This is a genomic window from Streptomyces sp. NRRL B-1140 (genome assembly GCF_001280065.1).
In the GTDB taxonomy this organism is placed as follows: domain Bacteria; phylum Actinomycetota; class Actinomycetes; order Streptomycetales; family Streptomycetaceae; genus Streptomyces.
In genome coordinates this window covers 72885-95118 of the sequence record NZ_LGEA01000014.1, presented here as the reverse complement: position 1 = coordinate 95118, position 22234 = coordinate 72885, and the positions used below count along the sequence as shown (strand labels likewise).

Genomic DNA, 22234 nt, shown 5'->3' with positions numbered 1-22234 from the left:
CCGCGTGAGGTGAATTCGGGCGGAAGGCGCGCCGGAGGACTTACTGCCCGACTTCGCCGTACGCGGCGAGCAGCACGGCCGGGTCGGGTCCCTCCAGAACGGTGGGCTTGGCCAGTCCGTCGAGGACGATGAAGCGCAGCAGGTTGCCGCGGGACTTCTTGTCGACCTTCATGGTCTCCAGCAGCTTGGGCCACTGGTCGTACCGGTAGTGCAGGGGCAGTCCGACCGCTTCGAGGATCGTGCGGTGGCGGTCGGCCGTCGCGTCGTCCAGCCGGCCCGCCAGGCGCCCCAGTTCGGCCGCGAAGTGCATGCCGACCGAGACGGCCGCGCCGTGACGCCACTTGTAGCGTTCGTTCTTCTCGATGGCGTGGCCGAGCGTGTGACCGTAGTTGAGGATCTCGCGCAGGCCCGACTCCTTCAGGTCCGACGACACGACGTCGGCCTTGACCCTGATGGAGCGCTCGATGAGCTCGGCGGTGTGCGGGCCGGCCGGGGTGCGGGCGGCCTCCGTGTCGGACTCGATGAGGTCCAGGATCACCGGGTCGGCGATGAAGCCGGCCTTGATGACCTCGGCGAGGCCGGAGACGTAGTCGTTGACCGGCAGGGAGTCCAGCGCGGACAGGTCGCAGAGCACACCGGCGGGCGGGTGGAAGGCGCCGACGAGGTTCTTGCCCTCGGCGGTGTTGATGCCGGTCTTGCCGCCGACGGCCGCGTCCACCATGGCGAGCACGGTCGTGGGGATCGCGATCCAGCGCACTCCGCGCAGCCAGGTGGCTGCCACGAACCCGGCGAGGTCCGTGGTCGCGCCGCCGCCGACGCCGACGACGACGTCCGTGCGCGTGAACCCGGACTGGCCGAGCGCCTTCCAGCAGTACGCGGCGACCTCGGCGGTCTTGGCCTCCTCCGCGTTGGGCACCTGGATGGCGATGGCCTCGTAGCCCTGCTCGGCCAGGTCGGCGCGCAGCGCGTCACCGGTCTCGGCCAGCGCCTCGGGATGGAGGATCGCGACCCGCTGGGCCTTCTCGCCGATCAGACCGCCGAGTTCCCCCAGCAGTTGCCGGCCCACCAGGACCTCGTAGGGGTCGGTGCCCGCGGTGCCGCCGACCTGGATCCGGGTGACTGCCTCGCTCATGCTTCCTTCAACTCCAGTGCGTCCAGGGCGGCTTCGGTGACCTCTTCGGGCGTCCGGCCGTCGGTGGCGACCACCGCCGTGGCGATCTCTTCGTACAGGTGGCGCCGGGCCTCCATCAGCTCGCGCCACTGCTTGCGCGGGTTGACCGCGAGCAGGGGGCGGGCCGTGTTGAGGCCGGTGCGCTTGACCGCCTCCTCGACGTCCATCGACAGGTACGCCACCCGCTGCCCGGCGAGCAGTGCGCGTGTACCGGCGTCGAGGATGGCGCCGCCGCCCAGGGCCAGGACGCCGTCGTGCTCGGCGAGGGCCCGGTGCACGGCGGCCTTCTCGATCGCGCGGAAGGCGGGTTCGCCCTCGTCGACGAAGATCTCGGCGATGGTCCTGCCCTGCGCGGCGACGATGTCGTCGTCGGTGTCCCGGTAGGACACGCCGAGCCTCTCGGCCAGCAGCTGCCCGACGGTGGACTTGCCCACGCCCATCGGGCCGACCAGGACGACCAGCGGGCCGCTCATCGGATGGCGAGGTTGTCGAGGTACGACGTCACGTTGCGGCGGGTCTCGGACACCGAGTCGCCGCCGAACTTCTCCGCGACCGCGTCCGCGAGGACCAGGGCCACCATGGCTTCGGCGACGATGCCGGCGGCCGGGACCGCGGAGACGTCGGAGCGCTGGTGGTGGGCCTGTGCCGCCTCGCCGGTGGTGACGTCCACGGTCTGCAGGGCGCGCGGCACGGTCGCGATCGGCTTCATGGCTGCGCGGACGCGCAGCAGCTCACCGGTGGTCAGACCGCCCTCGGTGCCGCCGGAGCGACCCGTGGTGCGCCGGATGCCGTCGTCGGTCCTGACGATCTCGTCGTGCGCCTTGGAGCCGGGGATCCGCGCCAGCTCGAAACCGTCGCCGATCTCGACGCCCTTGATCGCCTGGATGCCCATGAGCGCACCGGCGAGCCGGGCGTCCAGCTTGCGGTCCCAGTGCACATGCGAACCGAGACCGACGGGCACGCCGTACGCGAGGATCTCGACCACTCCGCCGAGGGTGTCGCCGTCCTTGTGGGCCTGGTCGATCTCGGCGACCATCGCCTTCGAGGCGTCGGAGTCCAGGCAGCGCACGGGGTCCGCGTCCAGCTTCTCGACGTCGGCGGGCGTCGGGTACACGCCCTTGGGCGCCTTCGCCGCCGCCAGCTCCACCACGTGCGAGACGATCTCGACGCCGGTGGTCTCCTTCAGGTACGAGCGGGCCACCGCACCCAGGGCGACCCGGGCGGCGGTCTCACGGGCGGAGGCACGCTCCAGGATCGGCCGGGCCTCGTCGAAGCCGTACTTCTGCATGCCCGCGAGGTCGGCGTGGCCGGGGCGCGGCCGGGTCAGCGGGGCGTTGCGGGCGAGCCCGCCGAGGATCTCCGGGTCGACCGGGTCGGCGGACATGACCTGTTCCCACTTCGGCCACTCGGTGTTGCCCACCATGATCGCGACCGGGGAGCCGAGGGTGAGGCCGTGCCGGACGCCGCCGAGGAAGGTGACCTCGTCGCGCTCGAACTTCATCCGGGCACCGCGCCCATAGCCCAGGCGCCGCCTCGCGAGATGGTCCGCCACCATGTCCGTGGTGATCGGCACGCCGGCGGGAAGGCCCTCCAGCGTCGCGATGAGTGCAGGACCGTGGGACTCCCCCGCGGTCAGCCAGCGCAACCTGCTCAACGGTGCTCCTCAAATGCTCGCGCCCTGGGACTGCCCTGCGTACGCGCCTCGTCGCGTACGGCGACGGCGTGACCGGGTGCGCGGCCCGGTCCACCATCTCCGATCCTCCCACGCCGGGGCTCATTGCCCGGCGGCCGGTCCATCAAGCGGACGCGTTCGCGGACGGACCGTCGCCCCGCCGCGGCTGGGGCGCGTACGCCCCGAGGAAGTCGGCGCCGCTCGGCTGCTGCGCGGGCCGGCCCTGCGGGGAGTAGGTCCCCAGGTGGTCGGCCCCACTGCCCTGCTGTCCCGGCTGGGTCTGCGGCTGAGGCGCGTGCTGCCCCAGGTAGTCCGCGCCGCGCCCCTGCCCAAACTGGGCGGCGGCGTGCACCGGCTGACCGTTCCGGAGGGCACGCCGGTAGGCGATCTTGCGTTTGATCTTGACGACCCAGGACGCCACGACGGCGAGCACGATCAGGGCGAGCACCGTGATCTGCACCCACTCGGGCAGGAACCCCAGCAGGGACTCGAATATCTGGGACTTCACGGACGCCTGAGGCAGGCCTGTGGACATGACGGACGTTCCCCTCCCCTGTTCCGCCCCCTGCGGAACCGAGAGCGGATCTTATCGGCCGGCGAGAGCGCGCTCGCCCGCTTTTCGCATGGCGTCCAGGGGCGCCGGCGCCCGCCCCGTCATCTGCTCGACCTGGAGCACGGCCTGGTGCACCAGCAGGTCGAGACCACTGACGACGGCGCCCCCGTACCCCGACCAGCGGGCGGCGAGGTCGGTCGGCCAGGGGTCGTACAGGACGTCGAAGAGGGCTGCCGGGCGCTCCGGAACGGACCGGGCGAGGGCGTCGGTGACTCCGGCCGGCGTGGTGCTGATCACCAGAGGGGCGCACAGGGCCTGCTCGGCGTCCGCCCAGTCCGCGATCCGGACGGCGACGTCGAGCCGCTCCGCCCATTGCCGCATCTCGGCGGCCCGGGTCTCGCTGCGCACGTACACGGCGATCTCACCGGTGCAGATCCGGGACAGCGCGGCCAGCGCGGAGGAGGCGGTGGCGCCGGCGCCGAGGATGGCGGCGGAGTCCACCTGCTCGATGCCGTGCTCGCGCAGCGCTGCGACGATGCCGGGGATGTCGGTGTTGTCGCCGATGCGGCGGCCGTCCTCGGTGAACACGACGGTGTTGACCGCCTCCACCGACGCGGCGGTCTCGCTGATCTCGTCCAGCAGGGGGATGACGGCCCGCTTCAACGGCATGGTCAGCGAGAGCCCGGCCCACTCGGGTCCGAGCTTCTCGATGAAGCCCGGCAGTTTCGCCTCGTCGATCTCGAAGCGGTCGTACGACCAGCCGCTCAGCCCCAGTTGCGCATACGCCGCGCGGTGCAGCACCGGGGAGAGGGAGTGGGCGATGGGGCTGCCGAGCACTCCGGCACGGCGGGCGTCAGTTGCCCGAGCTGGCATCGAACTTTTCCTTCAACTTCAGGAACTGCGCATGGGTCTTGGCGAACTCGGTCTTGCTCACACCATCGGTCGCCACGAAGTAGATCCAACCGTCCTTCGTGGGGTTCAGAGCCGCCTGCAACGCGACATCCCCGGGATTCCCGATCGGGCCCGGCGGCAGGCCCTTGTTGGTGTACGTGTTGTACGGGTCCTTGTTGCTGTTGATCTCGGACTCGCTGATGTGAATGTTGCTCTCGTTCTTCAGGTAGTTGAAGGTCGAGTCGAACTGGAGCAGCTGGTTGGTCTCCGTGTTGGTGGGCTTGAGGCGGTTGTAGACCACCTCGGCCATCTTCCGGAAGTCGTCGTGCGTCTTGCCCTCGGCCTGGACGAGGCTCGCGACGGTGACCAGTTGCCACGGGTTCTCGAGTCCGAGGCTCTCGGCCTTCTTCTCGACTCCGGCTTTCTCGTACGTCGCGGTGGCACGAGCCACCATCTGCTTGAGCACGGCCTCGGGCTTCTGCCCCTTGCTGACGCCGTAGCTCGACGGATAGAGGAATCCTTCGAGCGGATCCTTGACGTTCCGATGGTTCAGCGCCCATGCGGGCAGGCCGAGCTTCTTGTAGTCCTTCTCGGCGACCGCGGCCGTGGTGCCGTCCTTGACCTTGAGGCGCTTGTCGATGAGCCGGTAGATGTCGGCGTTGCGCTTGCCCTCCGCGATGATCAGGTTGTCGCGGCTCTTGGGGCTGAGCATCAGTTCGACCGCACTCTCGGCCGACATTTGCTTCTGCAGCGTGTACACGCCGTCCTGGATGCTCTTGCCGTCGGGGTTGCTCTGCTGGGCCGCGACGAACGCGTCGACGCTCTTGACGACCCCCGCGTCCTTCAGGACCTGGCCGATCTTGTAACCGAGCGCGCCCTCGGGGATCTCGACCGTCACCTGCTGCCCGTTGCCCCCACCCGCGAAGTCCGGGGCGTCGCCGAAACGATCCTGGTAGAACTGGTAGCCGAAGTAGCCGGCTCCTGCCAGGCCGCCGCCGAGGATCACGGCGACCAGCAGGCAGGCCATGCCGTTACGGCTCTTCTTCTTCGGTTTGCCGCCGCCGCGTCCTCGCTTGTCGTCGCGACCGCGACGGCCCTCCGGCTCCGCGCCGTCGTCATCGTCGTCACCGCCCGCGAAGAAGGCGTGTTCGCCCTGGTCCGGGCCTGGGTCCCACTCCGGCTCGGGGGCGGGTTCGGCCGCGCGCCGGCCGGACGGCTCCGCGGGTGGATACGCCTCAGGCGTGTCGTAGTAGTCCTGTTGGCCCGCGCCGTACGCATCGGCCTGCTGGCCGTACGGATCCTGTGGATCACCCGGGTACGAGGCCTGCTGGTGGGGATCACCGGCCCAGCCGCCGGTGTCGTACTGCTGCTGGTGGTAGCCCTGGGGCTGGTGGTGTCCAGGGTCCTGCTGGCCGGGGTACTGCTGATGGCCGTGGGCCTGTGCCGCATAGTGCTGGTCGTACGGGTATTGCTGCTGACCGTATGCGGCCTGGTCACCGGTGCCCCAGTCGCCGTACTGCGTGTGCTGCGGCTGCTGCGGGTAGTGCTGCGGCTGGCCGTCGTAGGCGGACTGCTGACCCTGATGGGCCTGCTGGCCGCCCCATCCGCCGTCCCCGTACAACGGGTCCTCCGGATGCCACGGTTCGGAGCCCTGGCCCCGGCCATACTCAGTCATCGATCCCCTAGAGCCGCGAGGCGGCGGTAGCGCGGCTTCCGGCTCGGCTCCCGTCCCGCCTCTTGCTGTGCGGTGGCTGTTCGAACGCCGCCGCATCGCGCGGAACGTTACCGTATCGCGATCAGATGACCACTTCGACGCCTTCGCCGGGTGGTTTACCTGACATCCGTTCGGATTCGAGGGCCTGTTGCAGGATGATCACGGCTGCCGCCTGGTCGATGACGGACCGGCCTTTCTTGGACTTCACGCCGGAGGCGCGCAGGCCCTGACTGGCCGTCACCGTCGTCATGCGCTCGTCGACGAGTCTTACCGGAACCGGGGAGATCATGCGGGCCAGTTCCTGGGTGAAGCCCCGGACCTTGGCCGCGGCCGGCCCCTCGCCCCCCTTGAGGGAGCGCGGGAGCCCGACCACGACCTCCAAGGGCTCGTATTCTTCGACGAGTTGCTTCAACCGTCGCTGAGCTGCGGGGATGTCACGTCCCGGGACCGTCTCGACCGGGGTGGCGAGGATCCCGTCGGGGTCGCACGAGGCGACCCCGATGCGGGCGTCCCCGACGTCGATCGCGAGTCGACGTCCTCTGCGCATGCTTCCGACCCGTCTCTTACTTGGCCGTCTCGGTGACCAGACGCTCCACGGCGTCCACGGCGTCACCGATGGCCGCCGGGTTCTGGCCGCCGCCCTGGGCGACGTCCGGCTTGCCGCCACCGCCGCCACCGAGGGTCTTGGCGGCCGTACGGACCAGGTCGCCGGCCTTCAGTCCGCGCTCGCGGGCGGCCTCGTTGGTGGCGATGACCGTCAGCGGCTTACCGTTCACGACAGTGAACAGGGCGACCACGGCGGCCCGTCCGCCCTGGATGCGTCCGCGCACGTCAAGGACGAGCTTGCGCAGGTCGTCGGCGGTCGTGCCGTCCGGTACCTGACCGGTCACGACAGCAACGCCACGGACGTCCTTGGCGGACTCGGCGAGACCGGCGGCGGCCTGGAGGACCTTCTCGGCGCGGAACTTCTCGATCTCCTTCTCGGCGTCCTTCAGCTTGCCGAGCATGGCGGAGACCTTCTCCGGGAGCTCTTCCGGGCGGCCCTTGATCAGCTCCTGGAGCTGGGCGACGACCGTGTGCTCCCGGGCGAGGAAGTTGTAGGCGTCCACGCCGACCAGGGCCTCGATCCGGCGCACACCCGAGCCGATGGAGGACTCGCCGAGCAGCTTCACCAGGCCCAGCTGGGCGGTGTTGTGCACGTGGGTGCCGCCGCACAGCTCCTTGGAGAAGTCGCCGATGGTCACCACGCGGACGCGCTCGCCGTACTTCTCGCCGAACTCGGCGATGGCGCCCTGCTTCTTGGCCTCGTCGATGCCCATGACGTCGGCGCGGACGTCGAGGTCGCGGGCGAGCACCTCGTTGATCTTCTGCTCGACGTCGGTCATCACGGCCGTCGGGACGGCGGACGGGGAGCCGAAGTCGAACCGGAAGCGGCCGGGCTGGTTCTCGGAACCGGCCTGGGCGGCCGTCGGGCCGAGGGCGTCGCGCAGGGCCTGGTGGGTCAGGTGGGTGGCCGAGTGGGCACGGGCGATGGCCTTGCGGCGGCGGTCGTCGATCGAGGCGTGGGCCTTGGCCCCGACTGTGACCTCGCCGACCTGGACGACGCCCTTGTGGACGTAGACCCCCGGCACCGGCTTCTGGCAGTCGCGGATCTCGATGACGGCACCGGTGTCGACCTTGATCCTGCCGGTGTCACCGATCTGGCCACCGCCCTCGGCGTAGAACGGGGTGCGGTCGAGGACGATCTCGACCTCGTCGCCCTCGGTGGCGGCCGGGGAGGAGGCGCCGTCGACGAGGATGCCGACGATCGTGGACTCGCTCTCGGTGTCGGTGTAGCCGATGAAGTCGGTGGCGCCGGCCTGGTCGGCGATCTCACGGTAGGCACCGGCACCGGCGTGCCCGGTCTTCTTGGCCTGGGCGTCGGCCTTGGCGCGCTCCCGCTGCTCCTTCATCAGGCGCCGGAAGCCGTCCTCGTCCACGGACAGGCCCTGCTCGGCGGCCATCTCCAGGGTGAGGTCGATCGGGAAGCCCCAGGTGTCGTGGAGCAGGAAGGCCTTGTCGCCGGGCAGGACGGTGCCACCGGCGGCCTTGGTGTCCGTGACGGCCGTGTCGAGGATGTTCGTGCCGGCCTTCAGCGTCTTGAGGAAGGCGTTCTCCTCGGCGAGGGCGACCTTCTCGATGCGCTCGCGGTCGGTGATGAGCTCGGGGTACTGCTGGCCCATCATGCCGATCACGGTGTCGATCAGGTCCTTAACGACCGGGCCGGTGGCACCGAGCAGGCGCATGTTGCGGATGGCGCGGCGCATGATGCGGCGCAGCACGTAGCCGCGGCCCTCGTTGCCGGGCGTGACACCGTCACCGATGAGCATGACGGAGGTGCGCATGTGGTCGGTGACCACGCGCAGGGAGACGTCCGAGTCGTGGGCGTCGCCGTAGCGGACGCCGGTCAGCTCGGTGGCCTTGTCGATGACGGCCATCGAGGTGTCGATCTCGTACATGTTCTGCACGCCCTGCAGAATCATGGCGAGGCGCTCGAGGCCGAGGCCGGTGTCGATGTTCTTGCTCGGCAGGTCGCCGAGGATCTCGAAGTTGTCCTTGCCGATGCCCTCGCCGCGCTCGTACTGCATGAAGACGAGGTTCCAGATCTCCACGTACCGCTCGTCGTTGACGGCGGGGCCGCCCTCGACGCCGAACTCGGGGCCGCGGTCGTAGTTGATCTCGGAGCAGGGGCCGCAGGGGCCGGGGACGCCCATGGACCAGTAGTTGTCCTTCATGCCGAGGCGCTGGATGCGCTCCTTCGGCACGCCGACGACCTCGTGCCAGATGCGCTCGGCCTCGTCGTCGTCCTTGTAGACGGTGATCCACAGGCGCTCGGGGTCGAGGCCGTAACCGCCCTTGTCCTGGGGGCTGGTGAGCAGCTCCCAGGCGAGCTTGATGGCGCCTTCCTTGAAGTAGTCGCCGAAGGAGAAGTTGCCGCACATCTGGAAGAACGTGCCGTGCCGGGTGGTCTTGCCGACCTCTTCGATGTCCGGCGTGCGCACGCACTTCTGGACGCTGGTGGCACGGGCGAAGGGCGGCTTGACCTCACCCAGGAAGTAGGGCTTGAAGGGCACCATGCCGGCCGGGACGAGGAGCAGAGTCGGGTCGTCCGCGATGAGCGACGCCGAAGGGACGACGGTGTGACCGCGCTCCTCGAAGAAGCTCAACCAGCGGCGGCGAATCTCAGCCGACTCCATCAGTGGTCCTCATTCCGGTTGTACGAGTACGTCGTCCAGTCGCCGTCGACGGACTTCGGGTTGCTGCGGTTCTCGATGGCGGCGTAGCGCCGGGGGCCGGGAAGTTCGGGGTTCTCGTTGATTCCGAGGGCGTCGCCCAACTCTGCCTCCCGCACGGCCATGTTGTCCCGGACGTCGAGCGCGAAGCCCACGGCACGGTCCTTGATGCGGTGACCGGCCTCGATCGCCTTGTTCCCGGCGGTTCTGGCAAGGCTCTCGGGGGTCAGCTGCTTCAGCTTGCGATTGACCTTGGTGGTGGCCCACACACCGGCGGCGACGCCCGTGGTGAACCAGAAGGTACGGCGGAACATCGCTGGCTCTCAGTCCCTCTTGTCTCGGGCGCTGCGCCGGTTGACCGTGCGGCCCACGATCACGGTACGCCTGGACGCCTTGGCGGGCACGTCCTCCTTGCCGCCGCCGAGGGCCCGGCGCACGCCGTAGCCGAAGGCCGCGACCTTGACCAGGGGGCCGCCGAAGGTGGAGGCGACGGTGGTCGACAGCGCGGAGGCGTTCGACGTGACCTCCTGGACGTCGGAGGCGATCGAGTCGACCCGGTCGATCTGGGTCTGCGCGGAGCGCACCGCCGCGGAGGCGTCTGCCAGCAGCGGGACGGCCTGGTCGGTCACGTCCGCCACGAGCTTGGTGGTCGCCTTGAGCGTCTGGGCCACCCTCGCCAGCGCGACGGCGAGGAAGGAGACCAGGATCGCCCAGAAGACGGCCACCAGGATTCCGGCAACCTCTCCACCGGACACTGTGTGCACCCGCTCCCTGAAAAACGTGCCTGAACATCGAAAAAGTCGTGCGACGAGCCTATCGCGCCGGGGGTGGCGCTCCGTACCGGATTACCCTCCGGCCCCGGGGTGATCGCGAAAGCCCGCCGCCTCGCCCGCCCACAGGGGCGGGGAGACGGCGGGCCGGGGTACCGCGTGCCTGCCGTGTATCAGCGGGCGTAGTACTCGACGACGAGCTGCTCGTCGCAGATCACCGGGATCTCCTTGCGGTTCGGCTCGCGGTCCAGGCGGAAGGCCAGGGCCTTGAGGTTCACCTGGAGGTAGCGCGGGGTCTCACCGTCGGGGGCGAAGCCACCCTCACGAGCGATCGTGAAGAGGGTCTTCTCCTTGGAGCGCTCGCGGACCTGCACGACGTCGTCCGGACGGACACGGAAGGAGGGCTTGTCGACCTTCTTGCCGTTGACCGCGATGTGGCCGTGGACGACCATCTGGCGGGCCTGGTAGATCGTGCGGGCGATGCCCGAACGCAGAACCAGGGCGTCGAGACGGCGCTCCAGCTCGATGATCAGGGCCTCACCGGTCTTGCCCTGGACCTTGGAGGCACGGTCGTAGGCGCGGACGAGCTGGCGCTCGGACACGTCGTACTGCGCGCGCAGACGCTGCTTCTCGAGCAGACGGACCTTGTAGTCCGAGTTCTGCTTGCGGCCGCGGCCGTGCTCACCCGGGGGGTAGGGGCGGGCCTCGAAGTACTTGACGGCCTTCGGGGTCAGCGCGATGCCGAGGGCACGCGACTTCTTGACCTTGGGGCGGGACTGGTTCGCCACTGTTTTCGCTTTCGTCGTATCGGCTTGTCAGGGTTGTGGGAGGTCGCATCCGCAGCCGGGGAAACCCGCCTGGAACCCTGTCGGGCCCGGGTGGGCAGCCGCTCCCTGGTCTGGGCACATACGTGCAGCACGCGAGTGGCCCACCGGCCGGTCCCGTCCCAGGACGGGGGGTGGTGGGCTGCCCGCGACACCGTTCGACGGTGCGCGACGCTCCTGGAGCCGATCCCGGGGGATCGGAGCTCCGGCCGACTGTCCCGTTCTGACTGCACGGGACGCGGCACTCCGCACGAGTTTACAGGGTGCTCAGGACCGCTTTCGACCGAGGTTCTTCCGGGTCCACTCCACGGCGTCCGCGTAGCGGGCCTCGGCGCCGTGCCGGGTCGGCTCGTAGTACTCGCGGTTCTTCAGCTCGTCCGGGGCGTACTGCTGGGCGGCGATGCCCTCGGGCAGGTCGTGCGGGTAGACGTAGCCCTGGCCGTGGCCGAGCTTGGTCGCGCCCTTGTAGTGGCTGTCGCGCAGGTGGGCGGGCACGGGTCCGGCGTGGCCCTTGCGGACGTCCTCCAGGGCGGCACCGATCGCGGTGGTCGCGGCGTTGGACTTGGGCGCCAGGGCGAGGGCGATCGTGGCGTGGCTGAGGGTGAGGGCGGCCTCGGGGAAGCCGATCATGGCGACGGCCTGGGCGGCGGCGACCGCCGTCTGCAGGGCGGTCGGGTCGGCCAGGCCGATGTCCTCGCTGGCGGAGATCATCAGACGGCGGGCGATGAAGCGGGGGTCCTCGCCCGCCTCGATCATGCGGGCCAGGTAGTGCAAGGCGGCGTCGACATCGGAGCCGCGGATGGACTTGATCAGGGCGCTGGCCACGTCGTAGTGCTGGTCGCCGTCGCGGTCGTACTTCACGGCGGCCCGGTCGACCGTCTCCTCCAGGGTGGTCAGGCCGATCTCCGCCTCGCCCTTGTCGAGAGCGGCCCCGGCGGCCGCCTCCAGGGCGGTCAGGGCGCGGCGGGCGTCGCCGCCGGCGATCCGCAGGAGGTGGTCCTCGGTCTCAGCGGGGAGGGTGACGGCCTCCTTGAGGCCGCGCTCGTCGGTGAGGGCCCGGCGGATGAGGGCCCTGATGTCGTCGTCCGTGAGCGGTTCGAGGGTGAGCAGCAGGGAGCGGGACAGCAGGGGCGAGATGACCGAGAAGTACGGGTTCTCCGTCGTCGCGGCGATGAGCGTCACCCAGCGGTTCTCGACGGCCGGGAGCAGGGAGTCCTGCTGGGCCTTGCTGAAGCGGTGGATCTCGTCGAGGAAGAGGACGGTCTCTTTGCCGTACCCGCCGGAGGCGCGGCGGGCGCCGTCGATGACCGCGCGCACCTCCTTGACGCCGGCGGTGATCGCCGACAGCTCCACGAAGCGGGCGTCGGTCGCCTTGGACACGACGTAGGCCAGGGTGGTCTTGCCGGTGCCGGGCGGGCCCCACAGGAGCACCGAGGAGGGCCCGGCCGGGCCGGAGGCCTCCCCCACCAGTCTGCGCAGGGGCGAGCCCGGCTTCAGCAGATGCTGCTGGCCCACGACCTCGTCGAGGGTGCGCGGGCGCATCCGCACCGCCAGGGGGCTGCTGGACGGCTCCTTCTCCTGGCGTTCTTCGGCTGCGGCGGTGAACAGGTCGGGCTCCACGTCAGAAACCCTAAATCACCGCACTGACAGTCCGCCCCGGGCCCGCAGCGGCCCGGATCAGCTGAGCCAGAAGTCCCACCAGCGGGTCAGGATCAGCATGCCGATGATGCCGATGTGCAGTACGGGCATGACCCACGTGAACTCGCCGAAGAAGCTCTTGAGCCAGTGCGGGGCGGGCAGGAAGCCCTTGCGGATGTTGAACGACGTGACGTACCAGAACATCAGGATCGTGGCGACCCAGGCCAGGCTGCACCACAGGCACAGCGCGTTGATCCGGTACAGGGACTGGAACATCAGCCAGGCGCAGAAGACGACGCCGAAGAGGCAGCCCGCGTTGAAGGTGAGCCAGTACCAGCGCGGGAAACGGGCGCGGGCGAGCAGTGCCATGCCGACGCCGATGACGATCCCGTAGCAGACGATGCCGAGCATCGGGTTCGGGAATCCGAAGACCGCGGCCTGCTTGCTCTCCATGACGCTGCCGCAGGAGACGACGGGGTTGAGGCTGCAGCCGGGTGTGTACGACTTGCCCGCGACCTTGGCCTCGAGGATCTTGAACTTGTCGATCGTGATGACCCAGGCGGCGAGCAGCCCGGCCGCGCCGGTGATCACCAGCAGCAGGGCGAGGGCCCGGCTGCCGCCCTCCGCGCGGGGCGCGATCTCGGCACGCTGTGGCTCGGGCTCCACGGAGACGTCCTTGACTGTCGTCTTGCTCATCACGCCGATTCCGTCACTTGAGACCTGAACATCTTCGGGCAGGGCCCATTGTGCCGCACCGGTGCCCGTCCCCACCGTTCAGTGGACATAAGGATGTCGGTCCGGTCGTCCCCGAGAGTTGTGTTCCGGCCAACGCCTGTCGCATGACAGCACAGAAGTACGAACCAGCCGAGGGGTGCGCGACAGGGGGAGGCGCCGTACCCGGCGCCTTCCTCCCTCGCGTCTCAGCCGAGCCGTGCCTCCAGCTCGGCCACGATCTCGTTCACGCCGACCGCCGTCTGCTCACCGGACTCCATGTCCTTCAGCTGGACGACCCCCTCGGCGAGGTCGCGCTCGCCGGCGACGACCGTGTAGCGGGCGCCGCTGCGGTTGGCGTTCTTCATGGCGCCCTTGAGGCCCTTGCCGCCGTAGGAGAAGTCGGCCGCGATGCCGTTCTTGCGCAGCTCGGTCACCTTGGCGAACAGGACCCGGCGCGCCTCCTCGCCGAGCGGGACGGCGAACACGCTGGTGGTCGCGGGCAGTTCGAGCTCGACGCCCTCCGCCTCCAGGGCGAGGACCGTGCGGTCGACGCCGAGGGCCCAGCCGACGGACGGCAGCGCGGGGCCGCCGATCATCTCGGAGAGGCCGTCGTAGCGGCCGCCGCCGCCCACCGCGGACTGCGAACCGAGACCGTCGTGGACGAACTCGAAGGTGGTGCGGGTGTAGTAGTCCAGGCCGCGGACCAGCTTCGGGTCGTCCTCGAAGGAGACGCCCGCCGCCGTGATCAGCTCGCGGACCTCCTCGTGGTACGCCTTGCACGCGTCGCACAGGTAGTCGCGCAGCAGCGGCGCGTCCCCGAGCTGCTTCTGGACCGACTCGCGCTTGTCGTCCAGGACGCGCAGCGGGTTGATCTCCGCGCGGCGCAGGGTGTCCTCGTCGAGGTCAAGCCCCCGCAGGAACTCCTGCAGCGCCGTCCGGTACACCGGGCGGCACTCCTGGTCGCCGAGGCTGTTGAGCAGGATCCGGAAGTCGCTCAGGCCCAGCGAGCGGTACGCCTGGTCGGCCAGGATGATCAGCTCGGCGTCCAGCGCCGGGTCCTCGGCACCGATCGCCTCGGCGCCGACTTGGGAGAAGTGGCGGTAACGGCCCTTCTGGGGGCGCTCGTAGCGGTAGTACGAGCCCGAATACCAGAGCTTGACCGGGAGGTTGCCGGCCTTGTGCAGGTTCGCCTCCAGCGCGGCGCGCAGGACGGAGGCCGTGCCCTCGGGGCGCAGGGCGAGCCGGTCGCCGCCCTTGGTCTCGAAGGCGTACATCTCCTTGGTGACGATGTCGGTGGACTCGCCGACGCCGCGTGCGAAGAGCTCGACGTTCTCGAAGCCCGGCGTCTCGATGTAGCCGTAACCGGAGTTGCGCAGCGGAGCGGCGATCGCCTCACGGACGGCGAGGTACTTCGCGCTGTCCGGCGGGATCAGGTCGTACGTGCCCTTGGGGGCCTTGAAGGTGCTCACGGAAGGTCTCGTCACATTCCTCGTCGGGGAGCGGGCTGGGCTCCCTGGCCGGCGGCCACCTGCCGCAGATACGGGTTGGTGGAGCGCTCCTGGCCGATGGTCGTCTGGGGGCCGTGGCCGGACAGCACCACGGTCGAGTCGTCGAGCGGCAGGCACACGCGGGCCAGCGAGTCGAGCATCTCGGCCATGTCACCGCCGGGCAGGTCGGTGCGTCCGATGGAGCCGGCGAACAGCAGGTCACCCGAGAACAGGATCGGCGGGATGTCCGCCGCCTCGGGCATGCCGAAGGTCACCGACCCCTTGGTATGGCCCGGCGCGTGCGCGACGGACAGCTCCAGGCCCGCCAGCTCCAGCTTCGCCCCGTCGGTCAGCTCCTTGACGTCGTCCGGCTCCCCCACGGTCAGCTCGCCCAGCAGCGGCAGTCCGATGGAACGGCCGATCCCCTTCTCCGGGTCGCTCATCATGTACCGGTCGTCGGGGTGGATCCAGGCCGGCACGTCGTGCGCGCCGCACACCGGGACGACCGAGGCCACATGGTCGATGTGGCCGTGGGTGAGGACGACGGCGACGGGCTTGAGGCGATGCTTCCTGATCGCTTCCGCTACGCCGTCGGCGGCCTGATGGCCGGGGTCGATGATCACGCACTCCTCACCGGCGGCGGGGGCGACGAGGTAGCAGTTCGTCCCCCAGGCCCCGGCGGGGAACCCGGCAATGAGCACGATCGTCCTTCGTTGTGTCGATACGGGCGGCTACGGCTGCTCACAGAGCCTACCGGCGCTGCCGATTCCTCAGCGAACCCATATACGGTACGGGTCACACGCACGCGCTCGGCACACAGGACGCAGGCGTACCTGTCGACGTTCGAGACCCATGAGGAGAGAACCCGGTGGTCAGCCAGGAACAGCGGCGGCGTCAGCTCGCCCGGGAGAAGTTCTTGCGGCAGCAGCAGCGGCGCACGGAGGCGCGACGCAAGGCCCGTATCCGCAATTCCGTGATCGCCTCGGTTCTCGGCGTGGTCGTGGTGCTCTCGGTGACGGTCTTCCTGACCAAACCGTTCGAGGACGACGGCAAGAAGGAGAACGCGAACGCGGAGGTCACCCCGAGCGCCTCGCCCAGCAAGGCCCCGGACCCGTGCGAGAAGCCGGCTCCGGGCAAGGTCAAGTCGGAGACCTGGAAGAAGGAACCGGCCATGACCATCGACGAGTCGGCCAAGTACACGATGAAGCTGGACACCACCTGCGGCGAGATAGACGTCGCGCTGAAGGCGTCGGCCGCGCCGCACACCGTCAACTCGTTCAACTTCCTGCTCGGCAAGGGCTACCTGGACCACAGCAAGTGCCACCGGCTCACCGCCCAGGGCATCTACGTCCTGCAGTGCGGTGACCCCAAGGGCACCGGCATGGGCGGACCGGGCTACACCATCCCCGACGAGAACCTGAAGGACAAGAGCCTCAAGGGCGGGATGTACCCGGCGGGCACGGTCGCGATGGCGAACCAGTACAACGCGCAGACGAAGCAGGGCCGCAACAGCGGCGGCAGCCAGTTCTTCCTCGTCTACCAGGACAGTCAGCTGCCCCCCGACTACACGCCGTTCGGTACGGTGTCCGAGGCGGGCATGAAGGTTCTGAAGAAGATCGCGGACGCCGGAGCGCAGGCCCCCGACCCCCAGACGGGCAATACGGCACCGAACGCGACGGTCGTGATCAACAAGGCCACGATCACGAAATCCTGACCCCCAACTGCGAAATTTCGGTCGCGCGGGATGCGGACAGGCCCCCCGCCGGTCGCCTATGTTGGCCGTGACGAAACTGTGGACGATGCCCGGGGGAGCTGAGGCCCCCCGCAGGCATCATGTGGAGGAGGCGCTGTGAGCAGCGACCCGTGGGGCCGCGTCGACGAGACGGGGACCGTGTACGTGCGTACGGCCGACGGCGAGCAGGTCGTCGGTTCCTGGCAGGCGGGCTCCCCCGAGGAGGCGCTGGCCTATTTCGAGCGCAAGTACGAGGGCCTGGTTGTCGAGATCGGCCTCCTCGAGAAGCGAGTGAAGACCACCGACCTGTCGGCGAAGGACGCCCAGGCGGCCATCGACCACATCCGGGAGCAGGTCGACGCGCACCACGTGGTGGGTGACCTGGACGCCCTGCGGGTCCGGCTGGACAAGCTCGTGGAGCTGGTGGAGGCGCGTCGCGAGGAGCGCAAGGCGCAGCGGGCGAAGCAGTCCGACGAGGCCCGTCACGCCAAAGAGGCGCTGGTGGCCGAGGCGGAGGAGCTGTCCCAGTCCGACCAGTGGCGGGCGGCCGGTGAGCGGCTGCGGGCCCTGGTGGACACCTGGAAGGGTCTGCCGCGCCTGGACCGCAAGTCCGACGACGAGCTGTGGCACCGGTTCTCGCACGCGCGGTCGGCGTTCTCCAAGCGGCGCAAGCAGCACTTCGCGCAGCTCGACGCGCAGCGCGAGGAGGCCCGCAAGACCAAGGAGCGGCTGGTCTCCGAGGCCGAGGCGCTGTCGAACTCGACGGACTGGGGCGCCACGGCGGCGCGCTACCGCGAGCTGATGTCCGAGTGGAAGGCCGCGGGCCGAGCACAGCGCGAGCACGAGGACGACCTGTGGAACCGCTTCCGCGGCGCCCAGGACGTGTTCTTCGCGGCCCGCAGCTCGGTCTTCGCCGAGCGCGACGCCGAGCAGGCGGAGAACCTGAAGCTGAAGGAGGAGCTCGCCGAGGAGGCTGAGAAGCTCCTGCCGGTCTCGGACCTGAAGGCGGCCCGGGCCGCCTTCAGGAACGTGAACGAGCGCTGGGAAGCCATCGGCCATGTGCCGCGCGACGCCCGGCCGAAGGTCGAGGGCCGGATGCACGCGGTCGAGCGGGCCATCCAGGAGGCCGAGGAGGCCGAGTGGCGCCGGACGAACCCGGAGGCACGCGCGCGTGCCGCGGGCCTGACCGGCCAGCTGCAGGCCGCCGTGGACAAGCTGCGGGGCCAGATCGAACAGGCCCGTGCCCAGGGCAACAACGCCAAGGCCGACAAGCTCCAGCGTGAGCTCGACGGCCGGCAGGCGCTGCTGGACCAGGCGCAGAAGGGCCTGCAGGAGTTCGGAGGCTGAGCAGCCGACGCGAAGGGGGGCTCCCGTACACGCTGTACGGGAGCCCCCCTTTCGTGTGCCGCTGCGGCCGTTACGACCTGCTGCGCGCCGATGTCACGCGGTACACGTCGTAGACGCCCTCCACTCCCCTGACCGCCTTCAGTACGTGCCCGAGGTGCTTCGGGTCGCCCATCTCGAAGGTGAAGCGGGAGGTGGCGACGCGGTCGCGGGAGGTCTGGACGGCCGCGGAGAGGATGTTGACGTGCTGGTCGGACAGGACGCGGGTGACGTCGGAGAGGAGCCGGGAGCGGTCCAGGGCCTCGACCTGGATGGCGACCAGGAAGACCGAGGACTGGGTGGGCGCCCATTCGACGTCGAGGATGCGCTCGGGCTCGCGGGAGAGCGAGTCGACGTTCACGCAGTCGCTGCGGTGCACCGAGACGCCGCTGCCGCGGGTGACGAAGCCGATGATGGGGTCGCCGGGGACGGGCGTACAGCAGCGGGCCAGCTTGACCCACACGTCCTCGACGCCCTTGACGACGACGCCCGGGTCGGCGCTGGAGCGGCGCTTGCGACTGCGGCCACGGGCCGGCGGGACCGACTCGTCGATCTCCTCGGTGGCGGCCTCCTCGCCGCCGAGGGCCTGGACCAGCTTCTGCACGATGTTCTGCGCGGAGACATGGCCCTCGCCGATCGCCGCGTACAGCGCGGAGATGTCGGCGTAGCGCATCTCGTGCGCGAGGGTCACCAGGGAGTCGCCGGTCAGGATGCGCTGGATCGGCAGGTTCTGCTTGCGCATCGCGCGGACGATGGCGTCCTTGCCCTGCTCGATCGCCTCGTCGCGGCGCTCCTTGGAGAACCAGGCCCGGATCTTGTTGCGGGCGCGCGGTGACTTCACGAAGCCGAGCCAGTCCCGGGAGGGGCCCGCGCCGGCCGCCTTGGAGGTGAAGACCTCCACCAGGTCGCCGTTGTCGAGGGTGGACTCCAGCGGGACCAGCCGGCCGTTGACGCGGGCGCCTATCGTGCGGTGGCCGACCTCCGTGTGCACCGCGTACGCGAAGTCGACCGGGGTGGCGCCGGCGGGGAGCGCTATGACGTCGCCCTTGGGGGTGAAGACGAAGACCTCGTTGCGGGAGAGGTCGAAGCGCAGCGATTCCAGGAACTCGCCCGGGTCCTCCGTCTCCTTCTGCCAGTCCAGGAGCTGGCGCAGCCAGGCCATGTCGTTGAGGTGGTCGTCCTTGCCCTTGCCGGACGACTTGGGCGCGTCGGAGCGCACCTTCGACGCACCGGCGACGGCCTCCTGCTTGTACTTCCAGTGCGCGGCGATGCCGTACTCGGCGCGGCGGTGCATGTCGAAGGTGCGGATCTGCAGTTCGACCGGCTTGCCGCCGGGGCCGATGACCGTCGTGTGCAGCGACTGGTACATGTTGAACTTGGGCATCGCGATGTAGTCCTTGAACCGGCCGGGGACCGGGTTCCATCGCGCGTGCACGGTGCCGAGGGCCGCGTAGCAGTCGCGGACGGTCTCCACGAGGACGCGGATGCCCACCAGGTCGTAGATCTCCGCGAAGTCCCGGCCGCGGACGATCATCTTCTGGTAGACGCTGTAGTAGTGCTTCGGGCGGCCGGTGACGGTCGCCTTGATGCGGGCGGCCCGCAGGTCCTGCTGGACCTCGTCGGTGACGATGGCCAGGTACTCGTCGCGCTTGGGTGCCCGCTCGGCCACCAGCCGGACGATCTCGTCGTACATCTTGGGGTAGAGGATCGCGAAGGCGAGGTCCTCCAGCTCCCACTTGATGGTGTTCATGCCCAGGCGGTGGGCGAGCGGCGCGTAGATCTCGAGGGTCTCGCGCGCCTTCTTCTCCTGCTTCTCGCGCTTGAGGTAGCGCATGGTGCGCATGTTGTGCAGGCGGTCGGCGAGCTTGATGACCAGGACACGCGGATCCTTGGCCATGGCGACGACCATCTTGCGCACGGTCTCGGCCTGCGCGGCCTCACCGAACTTGACCTTGTCCAGCTTGGTGACGCCGTCGACGAGCAGCGTGACGACGTCGCCGAAGTCGCGGCGCAGGTCCTCCAGGCCGTACTCGGTGTCCTCGACCGTGTCGTGCAGCAGGCCGGCCATCAGCGTGGCCGGGTCCATGCCCAGCTCGGCGAGGATGGTCGTGACGGCGAGCGGGTGCGTGATGTACGGGTCGCCGCTCTTGCGCTTCTGGCCGCGGTGCCAGCGCTCGGCGACCTGGTAGGCACGCTCGATCTGGCGGAGCGTGGCCGTCTCGATCTTCGGGTCGTTGCCGCGGACTATCCGCAGCAACGGCTCCAGCACGGGGTTGTACGGGTTCGCGCGCTGCACACCGAGCCGGGCCAGACGGGCGCGGACGCGGTTGGAGGAGCCGGAACGGGCCTGCTGGCCGGCCGCCTGACGGACCGCGGGGGGCGGGGTGGGCTTGGGCCGCGCCTGCTCGGCGGGCTTGTCGACCGGCGCCGCCTGGGCGTGCTCGACGGGCCCGCGGGTGTCGTTCTTCGCGTGGGGCGCGTTCGGCGCGGGCTTCGCCGCGGCTGCCGAGGCGGACTCGGGCTTGGCGGCGGTCAGGTGCTGGGCCTCGTCTGGCAAGAGGACTCCTCGTGCGCGATCCGGGTCCCCCGGTCAGGCTCCGGACCCCCATGGTAGCGATCCCGTGCCCCGGGATCGCCTTCAGGCCGATGTGAGGACCGTCTACCCGGGAAACGCAGGTAACGCACGAGGCGGGCGCCGGATTCCTCCGGGCCCGCCTCTGCGGTGCCGTGCCGGTGTCCACCGGGACGGCTGCGCGGCCGTCAGACCGTGAGCAGCGCCTCCAGGGGGGCACCGTTCAGCGCCGGTTCCAGGCGGGCGCGGCCGTTCAGGAAGCCGAGCTCCATGAGGACGGCCAGACCCGCGACCTCGGCGCCGGCTCGGCGAATGAGCTCGACGGAGGCCTCGGCGGTGCCGCCGGTGGCGAGGACGTCGTCGACGACGAGCACCCGGTCCCCGTCGGTGAGGTCCTCGGCGTGCACCTCGATCTCCGCCGAGCCGTACTCCAGGTCGTAGGCCTGGGCGAGGGTGGCTCCGGGGAGCTTGCCCGCCTTGCGTACGGGGATGAAGCCGAGGCCGGCGCGGACGGCGACCGGGGCGCCGAGGATGAAGCCACGGGCCTCCAGGCCGACGACCTTGGTGGCCCCGGCCCTCTCGGCGATCTCGGCGAGGGCGTCGGTGAGCGCGGTGAACGCCGCCGGGTCCGCCAGAAGCGGGGTGATGTCCTTGAACATCACGCCCGGCTCCGGGTAGTCCGCCACGTCCCTGATGCGGCTGAGGAGCAGCTCTCTGATGTCGGTCATCGGCGCTTCCCCGAGGGACGGCCGCGGCCCCGGCTGCGGGAGGCGGGCTGGTTGCGCGGCCCGACCACCGCGGGTGCGGCGTCCTCGGGCTCGTCGGCGTACACCTCGTGGTCGTCCTGGACCGCGGTCTCGCCCTTGGCCGCGGCCTGGGCGCGCTTGGCCAGGACGCGCTTCTTCAGGGCCTTCATCTGCGGCTCGCGCTCCTTGAGGTCGGCGACGAGCGGCGTGGCGATGAAGATCGAGGAGTACGCACCGGCGGCGAGGCCGACGAACAGCGACAGCGAGATGTCGTTCAGCATGCCCGCGCCGAGGACGCCGCCACCGATGAACAGCAGGCCCGCGACCGGCAGCAGCGCCACCACCGTGGTGTTGATGGAGCGGACCAGGGTGCTGTTGATCGAGCGGTTGGCGACGTCGCTGTAGGTCCAGCGGGTCTGCTTGGTGAGGTCCTTCGTCTGCTCCTTGAGGCTGTCGAAGACGACGACCGTGTCGTAGAGCGAGTAGCCGAGGATGGTCAGCAGACCGATCACCGTGCCCGGTGTGACCTCGAAGCCGACGAGGGCGTAGATGCCGACGGTGATGGTGATGTCGTGGATCAGCGCGACGAACGCGGCCAGCGCCATGCGCCACTCGAACGCGATCGCCAGGTAGATCACCACGAGGATCAGGAAGATGCCGAGGCCCTGCCAGGCCTTGTTGGCGATCTGCTCACCCCAGCTGGGACCGACCAGTTCGGCGTTGATCTGCTCCGAGTCGACCTTGAGGTCGTCCGAGAGCTGGGCCTTGATCTGGTTGGCCTTGTCGGTCTCGATGCCCGCGACCTGGATCCGCAGGCTGCCGTCACCGAGCTTCTGGACGATCGCGTCGTGGCCGGAGGCCGTTTCCGCGTACTCCTCGGCCTGGGCCACCGAGACGCTCATGTTCTTCGGGGTGTTGAAGACGGCACCGCCCTGGAACTCGATGCCCATGTTCAGGCCGCGCACCGCCAGGCCGACGATGGCCGTGATGGTGATCAGGATCGACAGGCCGTACCAGATCTTGCGGTTCTTGACGAAGTCGTAGCCGATCTCGCCACGGTGCAGCCGGGCGCCGAGGTTGCCGAGTTTCGACATC

20 protein-coding genes are annotated in these 22234 nt (G+C 69.7%); 2 read left to right on the top strand and 18 right to left on the bottom strand.

Annotation, left to right across the window (positions count from 1 at the left end; genetic code table 11):
• Positions 1 to 40: 40 nt before the first annotated feature.
• The 15 genes from aroB to ADK65_RS03530 form a co-directional block, all read right to left on the bottom strand.
• Positions 41 to 1132, bottom strand: a complete 1092-nt coding sequence (gene aroB, locus ADK65_RS03600; RefSeq protein WP_053668313.1) for a 3-dehydroquinate synthase — start codon at positions 1130 to 1132, stop codon at positions 41 to 43.
• Positions 1129 to 1644: a shikimate kinase gene (locus ADK65_RS03595; protein ID WP_053668312.1), complete on the bottom strand. Its 516-nt coding sequence runs from the start codon at positions 1642 to 1644 to the stop codon at positions 1129 to 1131. The genes aroB and ADK65_RS03595 overlap by 4 nt, the downstream gene beginning before the upstream one ends.
• Positions 1641 to 2825: a chorismate synthase gene (aroC, locus tag ADK65_RS03590; RefSeq protein ID WP_053668311.1), complete on the bottom strand. Its 1185-nt coding sequence runs from the start codon at positions 2823 to 2825 to the stop codon at positions 1641 to 1643. The genes ADK65_RS03595 and aroC overlap by 4 nt, the downstream gene beginning before the upstream one ends.
• A gap of 142 nt (positions 2826 to 2967) precedes the next feature.
• Positions 2968 to 3378, bottom strand: a complete 411-nt coding sequence (locus ADK65_RS03585; RefSeq protein WP_053668310.1) for a hypothetical protein — start codon at positions 3376 to 3378, stop codon at positions 2968 to 2970.
• 51 nt (positions 3379 to 3429) lie between these two features.
• Complete coding sequence (locus tag ADK65_RS03580; RefSeq protein ID WP_053668309.1) at positions 3430 to 4269, bottom strand: shikimate dehydrogenase; 840 nt, start codon at positions 4267 to 4269, stop codon at positions 3430 to 3432.
• On the bottom strand, positions 4250 to 5962 hold the full coding sequence (gene mltG, locus ADK65_RS03575) for an endolytic transglycosylase MltG (RefSeq protein WP_053668308.1): 1713 nt from the start codon (positions 5960 to 5962) through the stop codon (positions 4250 to 4252). The genes ADK65_RS03580 and mltG overlap by 20 nt, the downstream gene beginning before the upstream one ends.
• A 121-nt stretch (positions 5963 to 6083) precedes the next feature.
• Positions 6084 to 6548 (bottom strand): Holliday junction resolvase RuvX, encoded by a 465-nt coding sequence (ruvX, locus tag ADK65_RS03570; protein WP_053668307.1) that lies wholly within the window; start codon positions 6546 to 6548, stop codon positions 6084 to 6086.
• A 16-nt stretch (positions 6549 to 6564) separates the two neighbouring features.
• Positions 6565 to 9237 carry an alanine--tRNA ligase gene (gene alaS / locus ADK65_RS03565; RefSeq protein ID WP_053668306.1) on the bottom strand — a complete coding sequence of 891 codons (2673 nt, stop codon included), beginning with the start codon at positions 9235 to 9237 and terminating at the stop codon, positions 6565 to 6567.
• A complete protein-coding gene (locus tag ADK65_RS03560) occupies positions 9237 to 9587 on the bottom strand; it encodes a hypothetical protein (RefSeq protein ID WP_053668305.1) in 351 nt (116 codons plus the stop codon). Before ADK65_RS03560 ends, alaS begins: the two co-directional genes overlap by 1 nt.
• Before the next feature lie 9 nt (positions 9588 to 9596).
• Positions 9597 to 10037: a DUF948 domain-containing protein gene (locus tag ADK65_RS03555; protein ID WP_053668304.1), complete on the bottom strand. Its 441-nt coding sequence runs from the start codon at positions 10035 to 10037 to the stop codon at positions 9597 to 9599.
• Positions 10038 to 10216: 179 nt separating this feature from the next.
• The gene (gene rpsD, locus ADK65_RS03550) at positions 10217 to 10831 is read right to left on the bottom strand and encodes a 30S ribosomal protein S4 (protein WP_053668303.1); all 615 of its coding nucleotides are present in this window, start codon (positions 10829 to 10831) and stop codon (positions 10217 to 10219) included.
• 303 nt (positions 10832 to 11134) lie between these two features.
• Positions 11135 to 12487, bottom strand: coding sequence for a replication-associated recombination protein A (locus ADK65_RS03545; RefSeq protein WP_053668302.1), 1353 nt, complete (start codon positions 12485 to 12487; stop codon positions 11135 to 11137).
• A gap of 57 nt (positions 12488 to 12544) precedes the next feature.
• Positions 12545 to 13201 (bottom strand): vitamin K epoxide reductase family protein, encoded by a 657-nt coding sequence (locus ADK65_RS03540; RefSeq protein WP_053668301.1) that lies wholly within the window; start codon positions 13199 to 13201, stop codon positions 12545 to 12547.
• A 224-nt stretch (positions 13202 to 13425) separates the two neighbouring features.
• Positions 13426 to 14688: a histidine--tRNA ligase gene (hisS, locus tag ADK65_RS03535; protein ID WP_053668300.1), complete on the bottom strand. Its 1263-nt coding sequence runs from the start codon at positions 14686 to 14688 to the stop codon at positions 13426 to 13428.
• An 11-nt stretch (positions 14689 to 14699) separates the two neighbouring features.
• Positions 14700 to 15407, bottom strand: coding sequence for an MBL fold metallo-hydrolase (locus ADK65_RS03530; protein ID WP_053668299.1), 708 nt, complete (start codon positions 15405 to 15407; stop codon positions 14700 to 14702).
• Positions 15408 to 15574: 167 nt separating this feature from the next.
• Between ADK65_RS03530 and ADK65_RS03525 the strand changes: the two genes are divergently transcribed.
• Together ADK65_RS03525 and ADK65_RS03520 are read left to right on the top strand one after the other, a co-directional pair.
• Complete coding sequence (locus ADK65_RS03525) at positions 15575 to 16420, top strand: peptidylprolyl isomerase (protein WP_053668298.1); 846 nt, start codon at positions 15575 to 15577, stop codon at positions 16418 to 16420.
• 135 nt (positions 16421 to 16555) lie between these two features.
• Complete coding sequence (locus ADK65_RS03520) at positions 16556 to 17785, top strand: DUF349 domain-containing protein (protein ID WP_053668297.1); 1230 nt, start codon at positions 16556 to 16558, stop codon at positions 17783 to 17785.
• Between the two features lie 70 nt (positions 17786 to 17855).
• Here the strand turns inward: ADK65_RS03520 and relA are convergent, their stop codons facing one another.
• The 3 genes from relA to secF all read right to left on the bottom strand — a co-directional run bounded on the left by relA (position 17856) and on the right by secF (position 22233).
• The gene (relA, locus tag ADK65_RS03515) at positions 17856 to 20378 is read right to left on the bottom strand and encodes a GTP pyrophosphokinase (protein ID WP_053668296.1); all 2523 of its coding nucleotides are present in this window, start codon (positions 20376 to 20378) and stop codon (positions 17856 to 17858) included.
• 203 nt (positions 20379 to 20581) lie between these two features.
• On the bottom strand, positions 20582 to 21121 hold the full coding sequence (locus ADK65_RS03510; RefSeq protein ID WP_053668295.1) for an adenine phosphoribosyltransferase: 540 nt from the start codon (positions 21119 to 21121) through the stop codon (positions 20582 to 20584).
• Positions 21118 to 22233: a protein translocase subunit SecF gene (secF, locus tag ADK65_RS03505; RefSeq protein ID WP_053668294.1), complete on the bottom strand. Its 1116-nt coding sequence runs from the start codon at positions 22231 to 22233 to the stop codon at positions 21118 to 21120. The genes ADK65_RS03510 and secF overlap by 4 nt, the downstream gene beginning before the upstream one ends.
• Between the last annotated feature and the right edge of the window lies 1 nt (position 22234).